12 protein-coding genes are annotated in these 12,811 nt (G+C 66.2%); 4 read left to right on the forward strand and 8 right to left on the reverse strand.

What is annotated here, in order from left to right:
* Positions 1 to 5: 5 nt before the first annotated feature.
* The gene (locus ACZYW1_RS22530; protein WP_463788664.1) at positions 6 to 1,331 is read right to left on the reverse strand and encodes a lipocalin-like domain-containing protein; all 1,326 of its coding nucleotides are present in this window, start codon (positions 1,329 to 1,331) and stop codon (positions 6 to 8) included.
* Between the two features lie 137 nt (positions 1,332 to 1,468).
* Between ACZYW1_RS22530 and ACZYW1_RS22535 the strand changes: the two genes are divergently transcribed.
* The gene (locus ACZYW1_RS22535; RefSeq protein ID WP_463788665.1) at positions 1,469 to 2,938 is read left to right on the forward strand and encodes an aldehyde dehydrogenase; all 1,470 of its coding nucleotides are present in this window, start codon (positions 1,469 to 1,471) and stop codon (positions 2,936 to 2,938) included.
* A gap of 104 nt (positions 2,939 to 3,042) precedes the next feature.
* Here ACZYW1_RS22535 and ACZYW1_RS22540 read toward each other — a convergent pair whose 3' ends face one another.
* The 5 genes from ACZYW1_RS22540 to ACZYW1_RS22560 are packed head-to-tail and all read right to left on the reverse strand — an operon-like array spanning position 3,043 to position 7,055.
* A complete protein-coding gene (locus tag ACZYW1_RS22540; protein WP_463788666.1) occupies positions 3,043 to 3,450 on the reverse strand; it encodes a MaoC/PaaZ C-terminal domain-containing protein in 408 nt (135 codons plus the stop codon).
* Complete coding sequence (locus tag ACZYW1_RS22545; protein ID WP_463788846.1) at positions 3,447 to 3,917, reverse strand: FAS1-like dehydratase domain-containing protein; 471 nt, start codon at positions 3,915 to 3,917, stop codon at positions 3,447 to 3,449. Before ACZYW1_RS22545 ends, ACZYW1_RS22540 begins: the two co-directional genes overlap by 4 nt.
* Before the next feature lie 56 nt (positions 3,918 to 3,973).
* The gene (locus ACZYW1_RS22550; RefSeq protein ID WP_463788667.1) at positions 3,974 to 4,375 is read right to left on the reverse strand and encodes a nuclear transport factor 2 family protein; all 402 of its coding nucleotides are present in this window, start codon (positions 4,373 to 4,375) and stop codon (positions 3,974 to 3,976) included.
* 17 nt (positions 4,376 to 4,392) lie between these two features.
* Positions 4,393 to 5,940, reverse strand: a complete 1,548-nt coding sequence (locus tag ACZYW1_RS22555; RefSeq protein WP_463788668.1) for an AMP-binding protein — start codon at positions 5,938 to 5,940, stop codon at positions 4,393 to 4,395.
* The gene (locus ACZYW1_RS22560; protein WP_463788669.1) at positions 5,940 to 7,055 is read right to left on the reverse strand and encodes an aromatic ring-hydroxylating oxygenase subunit alpha; all 1,116 of its coding nucleotides are present in this window, start codon (positions 7,053 to 7,055) and stop codon (positions 5,940 to 5,942) included. The genes ACZYW1_RS22555 and ACZYW1_RS22560 overlap by 1 nt, the downstream gene beginning before the upstream one ends.
* 181 nt (positions 7,056 to 7,236) lie before the next feature.
* On the opposite strand from ACZYW1_RS22560, the gene ACZYW1_RS22565 reads away from it, so the two are divergent.
* Positions 7,237 to 8,463 carry a cytochrome P450 gene (locus tag ACZYW1_RS22565; protein WP_463788670.1) on the forward strand — a complete coding sequence of 409 codons (1,227 nt, stop codon included), beginning with the start codon at positions 7,237 to 7,239 and terminating at the stop codon, positions 8,461 to 8,463.
* 4 nt (positions 8,464 to 8,467) lie between these two features.
* On the opposite strand, the gene ACZYW1_RS22570 is transcribed toward ACZYW1_RS22565, so the two are convergent.
* Complete coding sequence (locus ACZYW1_RS22570; RefSeq protein WP_463788671.1) at positions 8,468 to 8,659, reverse strand: ferredoxin; 192 nt, start codon at positions 8,657 to 8,659, stop codon at positions 8,468 to 8,470.
* A gap of 22 nt (positions 8,660 to 8,681) precedes the next feature.
* Positions 8,682 to 11,063: a CaiB/BaiF CoA-transferase family protein gene (locus ACZYW1_RS22575; protein ID WP_463788672.1), complete on the reverse strand. Its 2,382-nt coding sequence runs from the start codon at positions 11,061 to 11,063 to the stop codon at positions 8,682 to 8,684.
* 190 nt (positions 11,064 to 11,253) lie between these two features.
* Here ACZYW1_RS22575 and ACZYW1_RS22580 point away from each other — a divergent pair, with 190 nt between their 5' ends.
* Both ACZYW1_RS22580 and ACZYW1_RS22585 read left to right on the forward strand, forming a co-directional pair.
* The gene (locus ACZYW1_RS22580) at positions 11,254 to 12,075 is read left to right on the forward strand and encodes a FadR/GntR family transcriptional regulator (RefSeq protein ID WP_463788673.1); all 822 of its coding nucleotides are present in this window, start codon (positions 11,254 to 11,256) and stop codon (positions 12,073 to 12,075) included.
* Between the two features lie 3 nt (positions 12,076 to 12,078).
* Positions 12,079 to 12,804 (forward strand): SDR family oxidoreductase, encoded by a 726-nt coding sequence (locus tag ACZYW1_RS22585; RefSeq protein ID WP_463788674.1) that lies wholly within the window; start codon positions 12,079 to 12,081, stop codon positions 12,802 to 12,804.
* Positions 12,805 to 12,811: the final 7 nt, after the last annotated feature.

The following is a 12,811-nucleotide window of genomic DNA, read 5'->3' on the forward strand; positions in this document are numbered from 1 at the left end:
TGGGCTCAGTCACCCTCGGGTGAGAGCACCTCGATCAACGCTTCGGCGACGTCGCGGCCGCCGACCGGGAGCGTTGTGAGGTTGTCCCGCAACAACTTCTGCGCTCCCGCGCGGTTGCCGGCTGCGACCAGGCGGTTGAGTTGCTCGACCAGGTCGCTGTGGTCGTCGAGGGTGGACGCCAACACCTCGACCAGCTCCCAGTCCCGGTACAGCGCCAGCGAGCGTTCGTAGAACGCGAAGCCGCTCACCTGCTCGCCACGCATGGTGCCGTCGTAACGGTACGGCCCTTCCATGTATTCGATCGGCAACCCGTGCGCGGGCGCCGGCACCAGCGGCTCGCCGATGAGGTCCAACTCCAGCGCATCACTGTGCAGCCGATGCAGATTCGGCATGAACCGATCCGGTGCCGGCGGGCGCACCAGCGGCCGGATCGCGTTGGGCCAGCGGACATAGCTCTCGACCGTGACCTCGATGTCCTCCGCGCACTCCGGCGCCTTGGACGGATCGGGGTAGCTCACCGTCGCACCCGAGAACGGTTGCGGCGCATTACCGTCCATCCGATCGAACTGGTGCCAGATACTCATGTCCACACCGTTGTCCAGGTTGATCGTCCGCCATTCGTGCGACCTGGAACGTGGGTCTCCCCCGGCTCCGCCGCCGTTCGCATACTTGGGAAACCACTGCCGGTCAACATGTCCCGCGCTACCGCTGACCTGTTCGCGCTGCTCGCCCCAGCGCAGTGTTCCGTTCATCGCCATGCCGGTCTGGAAATACGAATAGGTATCGGACTGGCCGAAGCAGATGATCTTGCCGTCGTAGGTGCCCGCGCCGACCGGGACCGGAGCCCGTGTGGGCGTCACGTCCAGGTCCAATTCCATCGGCCGGCCGGTCTGATCCAGGCCGCGCAGGCTGATCCGATACGTGTACGGCTGCAATTCGCCGTCGTCGTCCCGGCAGGAGGTCCACGTCACCGGTCCGGCGCTGCTCTGGTATCCGATGTCGAGATACCCCGCGGCCATCGTCATCTTGGGCTGGGCACCCGGTTGCATGTTCTTGGGCGGCATGTCGTAGTCGGTATAGGTGCCGTATTCGCCTGTATCACAGTCGAACAGCGCCATCGTGTAGAAGTCGGCGACGATGGTGCCGCCGGGGCGGTTTTTGTTGAAGATGGTCAGATAGGAGAACGTACGGCCCGTCTCGCTGGTCAACTCACCCGCGATGAACCACGTATCGGACTCTTGATCGTCATGCAGACCCTCGGCCGCCGGGAAATCCAGTGCGCGGTCGTTCTCCACCAAACGGAACGGGAACTTGCGCCAGTCAGTGTCCATCTCACACCTCGGGGTTGACGATCGCGTCGCTACTTGTCACCTTCGACGATTTCACGGCAGGTGTCAGGCGTCCCGTCTTTTTCGCTATGTTAGCATCAATAGCAAATTTGCCATCGCCTTTCCAAAGGTCGTACCCCATGCCGCAAACCCGTGACCACCGTTGCTACGACCAGCTTTTCATCGGTGGGCAGTGGCGCAAGCCGTCCACCGATGAGCGTCTGACGGTCATCTCCCCGCATACCGAGCACTCGATCGGCGACGTCCCGGCCGCGACTCCCGCGGACGTCGACGACGCGGTCGCGGCCGCGCGGCACGCGTTCGACCACGGCCCGTGGCCGCGACTGGACCCGCAGGAACGCATGCGCAAGGTCGAGGAATTGGCGAACATCTATGGCGGCCACCTCGACGAGATGGCCGACTTGATCACCGACGAGATGGGCTCGCCCCGCAGCTTCAGCCGGCTGGGCCAGGCTGCGGCGGCGGTCACGATGATGCACCTCACCCTGGCGGTCGCCCGCGACTTCCCCTGGACCGAGCGGCGCCACGGTGTGCTCGGCGAGGTGCACCTGCGCCGGGCTCCGGTCGGCGTGGTCGCGGCCATCGTGCCGTGGAACGTGCCGCAATTTCTGATCATGCCGAAGCTGATCCCGGCTTTGATCGCCGGCTGCCCGGTGATCGTGAAACCCGCGCCCGAAACACCTTTGGACGCGCTGTGGTTGGCCGAGATGATCGAGCAACTCGATCTGCCCGAGGGGGTGGTGTCCGTTCTTCCCGGCGGCACCGATGTGGGCGAAGCGCTGGTGCGCCATCCCGGCGTGGACAAGGTGTCGTTCACCGGGTCGAGCGGAGTCGGACGCCGCATCGCCACGCTGTGCGGCGAGCAGCTCAAGCGGGTCAGCCTCGAGCTGGGCGGTAAGTCGGCGGCGATCATTCTTGACGACGCCGACATCGGCAAGACGGTGCAGGAGCTGAAGTCGGCCAGCCTGATGAACAACGGGCAGGCCTGCGTCGCGCAGACCCGCATCCTGGTCAGCGAGCGGCGCCATGACGAAGTGATCGACGCACTGGCCGACATGATGTCGGGCCTGAAGGTCGGCGACCCGACCGATGAGGGCACCGACGTCGGGCCGCTGGTCGCCCAGCGTCAGCAGACCCGGGTGCAGGACTACATCCGCTCCGGAGTCAAAGAGGGCGCGCGGATGATCCTGGGCGGCGAAGACGCGCCACATGACCAGGGCTGGTACGTGCGCCCGACGCTGTTCACCGACGTCACCAACGACATGCGCATCGCCCGCGAGGAGATCTTCGGTCCCGTTCTCAGCGTGCTGACCTACCGCGACGAGGCCGACGCCGTCCGCATCGCCAACGACAGCGACTACGGCCTGGCCGGATCGGTGTGGACCGCGGACATCGGGCACGGGCTCGAGGTGGCCGCGAGCGTGCGGGCGGGTACCTACGGCGTCAACATGTACACACTCGACATCGGCAGCCCGTTCGGCGGTTTCAAGCAGTCCGGCATCGGCCGCGAGTTCGGACCCGAGGGGCTGCACGAGTACGTCGAGTTGCAGTCGGTGATCAGCAAGGGAGCGATGCCGCCGCTGTGCTAGCGCGGTCGCCGCGCGGTGTTGGAACTCGATGTGCCCGCCTCGTAGCGACAAGTGCGTCTGACGTCCAGCGTTGTCGCTCAGAGGTGGGCAATCGAAGGTGCCCGCTACCCAGGCAAGTGCAGCGTCAATTCCACCGGCGAGCACAACTCGCCGCGCTGGTTGACGATGACGATCTCCAGGTCGATCAGCCCCGCCGAGGGTTTGGCCACCACCCGGCCCCGGCCCACCATCGTGTCGCCGGCGTAGATCGATCCGGCCAGCCTCATCTTCCGGCGCACCACGCGACTCTGCGGGCCGGCCCAGTCGGTGGCGACCCGGTCGGCAAAACCTGCGATGTGCATGGTGTTGACGAAAATGCCTGGGTGGCCCTGCTTTTCGGCGTAGTAGGGGTCGAAGTGGACCGGGGTGTAATCCCAGGTGGAGCCGGAGTTCATCACCACCCGCTGGTAGCTGATCTCGTCGCGAACCTCGGGCAGGTCGGTCGGCACCGCGACGCTCGCCCAGGCAATCATGCGGCGCTCGGGCTGAAGCGGAACAGCGTGTTCCGATTGGTGGCCACCACTGCACCGTCCTGACGGGTGAAGGTGTCCAGCGTCTCGATGAAATGCCCGACACCGAGCCTGGACTGCTTCTCCGGTGAGACCGACACCACTTCTTCGACAATCGTGAGCCGGTCGCCCTCGAGTACGGGCAGCGGAAATTCCGCCTCGTTGGCGGCGTTGACGATCGTGGTGCCGGGCAACGGAACCCGCAGCGCGATAGCCGCGACCGGCGGCCGCCCGCCCGGTTCCCACGGCAGCGGGACCAGCCAACCCATCAGCAGGGCCGGGGGTGCCAGCAGCCCTCCCCATGTCGTGGTGGCGAAGTCAGCGTCCCAGTACGACGGGTTGCCGTCTTGCACGGTGGCAGCGAACATCTGGATCCGCGCCGCGCTGACCACGGTTCCCGCGACCCTCGGCTCGGACGCCACGCCGACCATACGCAGCGCGTCCTCGTAGCTGCCGAATGCGAGTTTGTAGCTGATCGGGGTCGAGGTCACGCCGAGACCGGCACCGAATCCCACTGCAGTTCGCGAGAAGTGAAGTACCAGCCGCCGCGCTCGTAGATCAGTTTGTCGCGGTAGCTGCCGGTGGCACGCAGCGTCGAGCCGCCCGTGAACAACAGCGCCACACATCGCTGCGTCGCGTTCACCCCGTCGACGGTGATCTCGTGGTCGACCGTGACCAGCCGGCCACTACCGCCGTCGAAAGCTTCACGCAGGTCGGTGAATTCGGCGCCGTCACGAACGAAGCTGGCGCCCGAGTGCCGGAACGTCGCGATCCACCCGTTGCGGTCTCCTTCGGAGAAGCACCGGTTGTGCCGCGCGGTCAGGTTCAAGATCGCGTCGCGTCCCACCGAGCCGTCCAGCACGTACTGCTGCTGATAGGTCATGGCCATCTGTTGTTCTCCCTGTTCTAGCGACTGACGATGTATCCGTGGCTTTCGCGGTCCCACGCCGCGGCCCCGGCCCCTTGGGCGCGAAGGACGTCCTTGCGGATCCGCCCGATGACGGTCTTGGGTAGTTCGCCGACGATCTCGACGTAGCGCGGTACGGAGAAATACGGCATCCGGTCGGCGCAAAAGTCCAGCAGCTCTGAGTAGTCGAGGTCGTGGCCAGGGCGCACGGTGACGAACAGCAGGATGTCGTCTTCGCCGAGTTCACTGGGCACGCCGACGACAGCGGCCTCGAGAACCGCGGGATGCCGCATCACCACGGTCTCCACCTCGAGCGACGAGATGTTCTCCCCGCGTCTGCGCAGCGAATCCTTCACCCGGTCAACGTAAGTCAGGTTGTGGTCGCCGTCCAGCACACCGAGATCTCCGGTGCGGAACCACTCCGGGTGTGGATCCACACCCGAACCGGACGGCCGCACGTAGCCCTCACTCATCACGTGCGAATGGCGGGGGCGGCACGCGATCTCCCCGACCGTGCCTTCGGGAAGTGGGGCGCCGGCCGCGTCGACGATGTTCACGTCGAAGTGGGGATTCGGCCGACCCGACGTTCCGGGCACTCCGTCTTCGGCAACGCCTTTGACCGCGATCGGAAAGGCTTCGGTCAGGCCGTACATGGTCACGATCCGGCAGTCGTAACGCTTTTCGATATCGCGATAGATGCCCGCGGCGATCGGCGCGGCGGAGATGAAGCGCACCGGCAACTGTGCGTCGCGGGTGTCCGGCGGCTGATTCCACAGCATCGACACCATCGCGCCGGCGCCGACAAAGCCGACGGCGTTGCTGTTCCGCACGTCGTCCCAGACCGAAGCGGGATGGAAGCTCGACACCAAAACTGTTGTACCACCGACCAGCATCGGTGCCAGCACAGCCGGTGCGGCACTGAGATGAAACAGCGGCATCGCGGTCCACAGCGCCTCACCGGCGCTGAATTCCCAGGCCGCGGCGGCGGTCGCGGCCGTGGTGAACAGGTAATGCCACGTGGTCGCAACGGCTTTCGACGGCCCGGTCGTGCCGGAGGTGAAGAACAGCGACCCGATGTCGGCAATGTCACCGACGTGGCCGGTAACCGCTTCGGCGCCGTCGTCCAGCGACTCGTCACCGAACACAAAGCAGGGCAGTTCGCCGGCCACCTCGGCGACCCGCGACAGGCGTTCGGCGTCGGTCAGAACGACCTTCGCCCGCGACAGGCTAAGCGCGTGCAGCAGGAAGTCGCCCTTGTTGGCCGTGTTCACGGCGGCGGCCACCGCGCCGATGCGAGCCGCGCCCAGCCAGAAGTAGACCCACTCCGGGCAGGTGCCGGCGAACAGCGCGACACCGTCGCCCGGACCGATTCCCAAGCCCAGCAAGGCATGGGCGGCCGCGCAGGAGCGCCGTCGCATCTGCTCGAAGGTCACGCCGACGCCGTCGACCGACAGCATCACCCGGTCGGGAAACTGCTCGGCGCGCCGATCCAGCACCGCCGCGACGCTGAACCGCTCGACGCCGAAATCAGCCGGGCCGATGGGCATCAGGCCCCTGCAGCCGCCGGGTCCGGATCACCGTCGGCGGTGTAGCCGAAGTCGTCGGCGGCCGCCTCCTCACCCGGGTAGAAGCGGTGCGCCCAGCGCCGTAGCGCCGCGTAGTCGTGCGCCTCTTCCGGTGCAAGGTTCGGCTTTTCCAGGTACTTCATGTTTTCCCAGGTGAAGAAGTCCTGCTTGATGACTTCTTGTTGCAGCGCCAGGAATTTCGCGGCCCGCCCACTCGGCACGTCGCCGGTGTCGCCGGACTCGCGGACCGAGGCCTGGGTGTAGAAGTAGTCGGTGTAGTCCTCGTCGACCGGGGTCTGGCCGGTGACCTCGATGGTGGCCACCAAGTCGCTGGGAAAGCGCACGATGCCCAGACCCAGCGAGTAGTTGTCGTAGACGATCTTCGCGTCGACCGGACCGTTCGGGGTCAGCCAGGTCTGCGACCGTCCGCCGCCGAAGTGCGCGCTGACGGTGGCGTGCAGGTGGTAGCCGTCGACTTCGAAGGACGTGGTATTCGCCGGGTTCGCAGCCTTGTGCACGTACTGCACGTGATACGGGTCCGCGGCGTTTTCGATGATCATCTGCGCGTGCACCTTGACCCGGTTGAGCATCCGGCTGTGCGGGTGCAGCGGGTAGTACTCGTCGGTCTCCAGCTCGGGCAGCACCGGCGGCTGCCAGTAGGGCGCCCTGCCGTGCCGTTCATGCCACACCAGGATGAAGCCGTACCACTCGACGCTGTGGTAGGTCCGGACCCGGACGTTGTTCTTGCAACCGATCTTGCTGTACGGGATCAGCGCGTTGGTGCCGTCGCCGCGCCACTGCCAACCGTGCCAGGGGCAGACGATGTTATCTCCCTCGACCGTGCCGCCGACACCCATGTTGGCGCCGAGGTGCTGGCAGTAGGCGTCCAGCACATTCACTTCGCCTGATTCGGTGCGAAACAGCACCATCTCCTCGCCGAAGTAATGCACCCGCTTGACGTCCCCCGGCGCCAGCTCCGAGGCGAAGCTGACGATGAACCATCCGGTCGGGAATCGGTACGGCGACAGGCTGATGCCGCTGGGCCCGAATTCACGCTCGGACGGATCGATGGAGGAGTCCGAAATCGTGTCCGTCACTGGCTCTCCTTCTGCGTCCACTCACGCGTCGGCCGAATTTGGCACGCAGCCGCGCTGGCCGCACTGTGAAGACTTGGTCTATTTTTACTATTTTAAGCATTGAACGTCAACGCACACGCACGACGGCGGTAGGTTCAGAAACCGAACGCGGCGTAAGCGTCTTGGTGAATCGAGGGTGACGATGACCGCTTCGACAGTCGATCTGTCGGATTTCGGACTGTGGCGCAACGGCTTTCCTGACGAGGTGTTCAGCGAGCTGCGCCGCACCAGGCCGTTGTTCCGCCACGGCCTGACACCGGGCGTCGAGAAGACCGTCAAGCGGGACTTCTGGATGACCACCAAGCACCGGCACGCAGTGCGTCTGCACCGCGACGCCGACTCGTTCACCGCCGGTGACGGACCGCTGATCCAGCCGGCCGATCTGTTCGCGTCGTATCCGACGATCATCACGCTCGACCCTCCGGAGCAGAGCAAGCACCGAAAACTCATCTCGAGCGCGTTCACGCCGCGGGCCATCGCGAAGCTCGAGGACGGTATCCGGGCGCGGGCGTCGCGGATGATCGACGACCTGCTCGCCCGCGGCGGTGGCGACTGGATCGACGACGTCGCCGACGCACTGCCGATGACGGTGATCGGCGACATCATCGGCATCCCGGAACAGGATCGGCCCCGCATCTTCGACGGCTTCGATCACATCCTGAAGGCGCAGACCGGCAAGGGCCGTCCCGTCGACGCCGAGCTGTTCGCCTCGATTTTCGGCTACGCCATGGAGCTGACCGCCGAGAAGCGGCGCAATCCGGCCGACGACATCTGGAGCACCATCGCATCGGGCGTCATCACCGGTGACGACGGTGAGCAATTCCGTCTGGCCGCAAATGAACTCGAGTTCTTCTTCTTCGTGCTGGCATTCGCCGGCAGTGACACGACCAAGAACGCGTTGGCCATCGGCCTGCAGGCTTTCGTCGCGAATCCAAGTCAGATCGAGCGCTACCGCGACGACGAGGCCGTGCGGTCGAGCGCCGTCGAAGAGGTGCTGCGCTGGGCGTCGCCGGTGGCGTACTGGACCCGCACCACGAAGGTCGACGTGGAGATGGACGGCCAGCACATCCCGAAGGGCGAGCGGGTGGTCGCGATGCTGCGATCGGCGAACCGGGACGAGGAGGTCTTCGACGCGCCGTTCACGTTCGACATCGGCCGCCACCCCAATCAGCACGTCGCGTTCGGCGGTGGCGGCGCGCATCACTGCCTGGGCGCGATGCTGGCCCGCGCCGAGATCCGCGCCGTGCTGGACGAGCTCCTGTTGCGCTGCGACGACCTGAGTCTCGGTCCCGCCCAGGTCAGCTATCCGAACCTGACCACCAACATGTCGATCTACGACGAAATGCCGATCACGCTGCGCGCCCGCTAGCGAATCAGTCGACCACCCGCAGCGCCGCCTTCGGGCATTGGTCCACCGCGGCGGCGGCGTCGATCTGCAGATGTTCGGGCACCTCGCCGTCGGCGACATGCACCACGTCGGACGTCCCGATTTCGAAGATGTCCGGCGCCAATGATTCGCAGAACCCGTTGGCCTCGCACAACGACTCGTCGACAACTATTCGCATCGCTTACTCCCTTCGAGCACGGTCACAGTCCCTTGGGCCGGGTGCCGATTACCCCGGCCGCTTCCAGTCGCGTGAGGTCGTCGCCGGTGAGCCCGCACACTTCGCGCAGCACCTCGCCGTTGTGCTCGCCGAGCGTCGGCGGTGGGCGCAGCAGCCAATGGCGCTGCCCGGTCAACGGTGCGAACGGCGGTCGCGGGTAGCGACCCGTACCGGTGCGCGGATGGTCGAGTGTTTCCAGGAATCCGCGGTCGTTGAGCTGATCATTCTCCGTGATCAGCGACGGCGATACCACCGGTGCAGCCGGAATCGCCTCGGTGGCAAGCAGATTCAGGACCCCGTGCAGTCCCTGGCCGGCAAACCAGGCCTGCAACTCACGGTCGATCTCATCGGCGTGCGCATGCCGCCCGTCGACGGTGTCGAATCGGCTGTCCGCGGTCCACGACGGCCGCCCCATCGCGTCCACCAGTGCCCGCCATTGCTCGTCGGTGCCCACCGTGACGGCGATCCAGTCGTCGTCGCCCGCACAGCGGTACAGGTTCTGCACGGCCCGGCCGTGGCCGCGGTTGCCACGGCGACTCAGCGTCACACCGAACACCTCGGCCTCGATCGGCTGAATCGCGGTGACGTTGAGCACCGTCTCGATCATCGGCAGCTCGACGAGCTGGCCCACACCGTTGCGGTCGGCGAAAGACAACGCCGCAGTCACAGCGAAGGCCGCATGCACGCCGGCCAGTGGATCGCACGCACCGCGCGGCGGGACGGGCGGCCCGTCGGCCGCACCGGTGACCCAGGCCAATCCGGCGATCTGCTCCATCGTCGGCGCGAATCCGACGCGGTCTCGCCACGGGCCGTCCAGCCCGAACGCCGGCATCCTCGCGATCACCAACCGTGGATTGACCTCCAGCAAGGCGTCGGCGGTCAGGCCGAAGTGATCCATCACTCGCGGAGAGAAGTTCTCGATCACCACGTCGGCGCCGGCGACCAGCTCGCGAAAGAGGGCGCGCCCGTCGTCAGAGCCCAAATCCAGTGTGACGGAACGCTTGTTGGTGTTCATGGCGTGGAATACCCAGCCGTACTCCCACCAGTCGTCGACGTCTTTGCGCATCCCTCCCGAGTAGCGGATGCCGTCCGGCCGCTGGATCGATTCCACTTTCACGACGTCCGCGCCGAAAGCCGCGAGCAGGTGGGTGGCGGCCGGCCCGGCCCAAAAGGCGGTCAGATCGACGATGCGAATACCGTCGAACGGCAGCCGTGGATCGGCCGGCTGGTCGCGGTAATCCCGAGCCGGCCACGGTGACGTGCCGTCGGCCTCGCCGAGGGCGGGAGCGGCCCGCAGCGACGCGGGCGCGCAGCGCGACATCAACCACGGGGTGCGGGGCTGGTGAAAACCCGCCGGGTTGGGTACGAACACACCGCGTTCGGTCGCGTACGCGGTGTCGCGGATAGTGCCGCCGTTTCCCAGCGCCGCGATCGGCAGCCGGAACAGTTGCCCGAGCTCGACCACCTCGGCGACGGTTCGCTCAGCCAGCCATGGCCGGATCTGCTCGCGGATGTAGTCGCGGAACTGCCATCGTCCGATCTGAAAACTCAGCTGTGGATTCTCGGTCAGCTCAGGGCATTCCACCATCGCCGCGAAGTCCAGCCACTGCTGACCGGTGACCATCGTGATCCCGACGTAGCCGTCTTTGGCCGGCTCGATGGACGGCACCTCGACGGTCCGCGTCACCGGTGGACAATTCAGCAGCTGCGAGTGCAGCCACTCGCCGCTTTGCATCAACGTGATTGCTTCCAGCATCGACAGATCCAGATGTTCGCCGGCACCGCCGTGTTCGACGCGGCGACGAACGGCCAGGGCACCGAAAGCGGCGAACACTCCACCCATGTACTCGCCGAGGTCGCCGCCGACCGAGATCGGCGGACCGGCCGGATCGCCGCGAAAGCCGGTGAGGCCCGACCATGCCTGCAGGGTGAACTCGCTGGCGGCACGGTCGGCGTCGGGCCCGGTCCAGCCGAAGTCGGAGATGGTGACGAGCACCGCGCGGGGGAACGCGGCCAGCAGGGGCTGCGGGTCGATGCCCCACTCCGCCGCCTGCGAGCGGTTCGCGGTCACCAGGATGATGTCGGCGCCGGCGAACTCGGCCTGAAGATCAACACTCGGCCAGGTCAGGCTGCGCTTACCGGCGTTGAGATAGCCGAACAGCGGGGAGTCCGCATCCTCCGGAACGGTCGCGTCGCCGGCACTGAAGCGTCGCAGCCAATCCCCTTGCGGTGGCTCGATCTTGCGGACTTCGGCGCCCGCATCGACCAACAGCTTTCCGCAGTAGCTGCCAGCGATACGATCGCTGAGCTCGACGACCCGGACGTCCTGAAGCGGCGTCGGTCGGCTGCCATACTCGTCGCTCAACCTGTGTCCGTCTGCGTCGTCGGGTTGTCGTTCATGCCATGTAGCGAGTTTGCCCGGCCCGGCCAGTTTGCTGGGAGGCCGTAAAGTTGACCAGCGCGGCTATTATGCCATTACTGTTAAGATTGCAGTATATGGAGTTCACGGGCGCAGCGGCCGTGACTCCTGTCGGCCGTTCTGCTGCTGGAATCAGATGACTGCGCTGGGAATTGGGCCCGAGGCCCGACGTCGATTGTCGGCGCCGCGGATCGCCGAGATCGTCGCCGACGAGTTGCGCCGGCAGATCATCGACGGCGAATTGGCCGACGGCGATTTGCTGCCCCGCCAGGAAGTGCTCGTCGAGCAGTTCAACGTCAGCCTCGTCTCGCTGCGAGAGGCGTTGCGAATCCTTGAAACCGAAGGGCTGGTCTCGGTTCGGCGGGGCAATCGCGGCGGAGCGATCGTGCATGCTCCGGCGAAGACCAGTGCGGCCTACATGCTCGGTCTGCTGCTGCAGAGTGAATCGGTCGTCGTCGCCGACCTCGGGACCGCGCTGCTGGAGCTCGAACCCGCGTGCGCGGCGCTGGCGGCCCAGCGGGCCGACCGCGCCGACACCATCGTGCGCGAGCTCAAAGAGATCAACAACGCGATGGAGATCCACCTCGAAGACGGGCCTGAATTCACCGAGATCGGGCGCAGATTCCACGACGCGGTCGTGCACGGCTGCGGGAACAAGACCATCATCGCCGTCGTCGGCACGTTGGAGACGTTGTGGACCAGCCATGAGCAGCAATGGGCCGATGAGAGCGCGGCCAAGGGCACCTATCCGTCGCTGACCAAACGTCGCGCCGTGCTCAACACCCATATCAAGATGGCCGAGATGATCGAGGCAGGCGATGTCGAGCGCGCGCGCCGGGTGGCCGCCCGGCATCTGTCCGACACTCAGAGCCATGTGCTGGCCGCCGGTCCCGACCAACGGATCTACGCCTTGTCGCCGCAGGCGTTGTCGCGCCCGCGAGACAGTCGCCATCTCTAGCTCGTGAACGCCCGAACCGCACTGGTCACCGGCGGCAGCGGTGGCATCGGCAAGGCCTGCGCCGCCAAGTTGCGCGAATTGGGTTACGACGTCGTGCTTTCGGCGCGCCGCGAAGACCCGTTGCGTGCGGCCGCCGACGAGATCGGGGCGCGTTACCTGGTTGCCGACGCCTCCGACCCCGGACGTTTCGCCGAGGCGATCGCGCCGTTGGAGACCATCGATCTGGTGGTGCACGCTGCCGGAACTCTGGGCGGAACCTACGCCCGCAAGCAGACATTCGAACAGTGGCAGACCATCATCGCCGCCAACCTGGACTCCTGCTTCGTGCTGACGTCGGCGGCGCTGCCCAAGATGCGGGCCGGATCCCGCTTTGTCTTCATCTCCTCCTCCGCGGCCCACGAACCGATGATGGCCCGCACCGCCTACTCGGCATCCAAGGCCGGCATGAACGCCTTTGCCCGCGCGCTGGCTCTCGAAGTCGACCGAGACGGGATCGCCGTCCACATCGTGACGCCGGGTCCGGTGGAAACCGAGATGCTGCAGGATGTTCCGTTCGAGATGCAGGCCATCCAGGTTTCGGATGTGGCCGACGCCGTTGCCTGGCTCGACACCGTGGATCCGTCGGTGGATCTGCCCGAGATCCGGCTGAGCGCGGTGGCGCGCGGGCCATACGCCCGGGTCCCGGTTGTTCCCGACGAGGTTCATCGGCGAGCGGCGCAGCGCGACTGACCCGGCG

It is taken from the genome of Mycobacterium sp. IDUB_36, from assembly GCF_055419225.1.

Bases quoted from the DNA above. Each gene is read 5' to 3' on its own strand.
- ACZYW1_RS22530 (WP_463788664.1), bottom strand. From the start codon at position 1,331: ATGGACACTGACTGGCGCAAGTTCCCGTTCCGTTTGGTGGAGAACGAC.
- ACZYW1_RS22535 (WP_463788665.1), top strand. From the start codon at position 1,469: ATGCCGCAAACCCGTGACCACCGTTGCTACGACCAGCTTTTCATCGGT.
- ACZYW1_RS22540 (WP_463788666.1), bottom strand. From the start codon at position 3,450: ATGATTGCCTGGGCGAGCGTCGCGGTGCCGACCGACCTGCCCGAGGTT.
- ACZYW1_RS22545 (WP_463788846.1), bottom strand. From the start codon at position 3,917: ATGGTCGGCGTGGCGTCCGAGCCGAGGGTCGCGGGAACCGTGGTCAGC.
- ACZYW1_RS22550 (WP_463788667.1), bottom strand. From the start codon at position 4,375: ATGGCCATGACCTATCAGCAGCAGTACGTGCTGGACGGCTCGGTGGGA.
- ACZYW1_RS22555 (WP_463788668.1), bottom strand. From the start codon at position 5,940: ATGCCCATCGGCCCGGCTGATTTCGGCGTCGAGCGGTTCAGCGTCGCG.
- ACZYW1_RS22565 (WP_463788670.1), top strand. From the start codon at position 7,237: ATGACCGCTTCGACAGTCGATCTGTCGGATTTCGGACTGTGGCGCAAC.
- ACZYW1_RS22570 (WP_463788671.1), bottom strand. From the start codon at position 8,659: ATGCGAATAGTTGTCGACGAGTCGTTGTGCGAGGCCAACGGGTTCTGC.
- ACZYW1_RS22580 (WP_463788673.1), top strand. From the start codon at position 11,254: ATGACTGCGCTGGGAATTGGGCCCGAGGCCCGACGTCGATTGTCGGCG.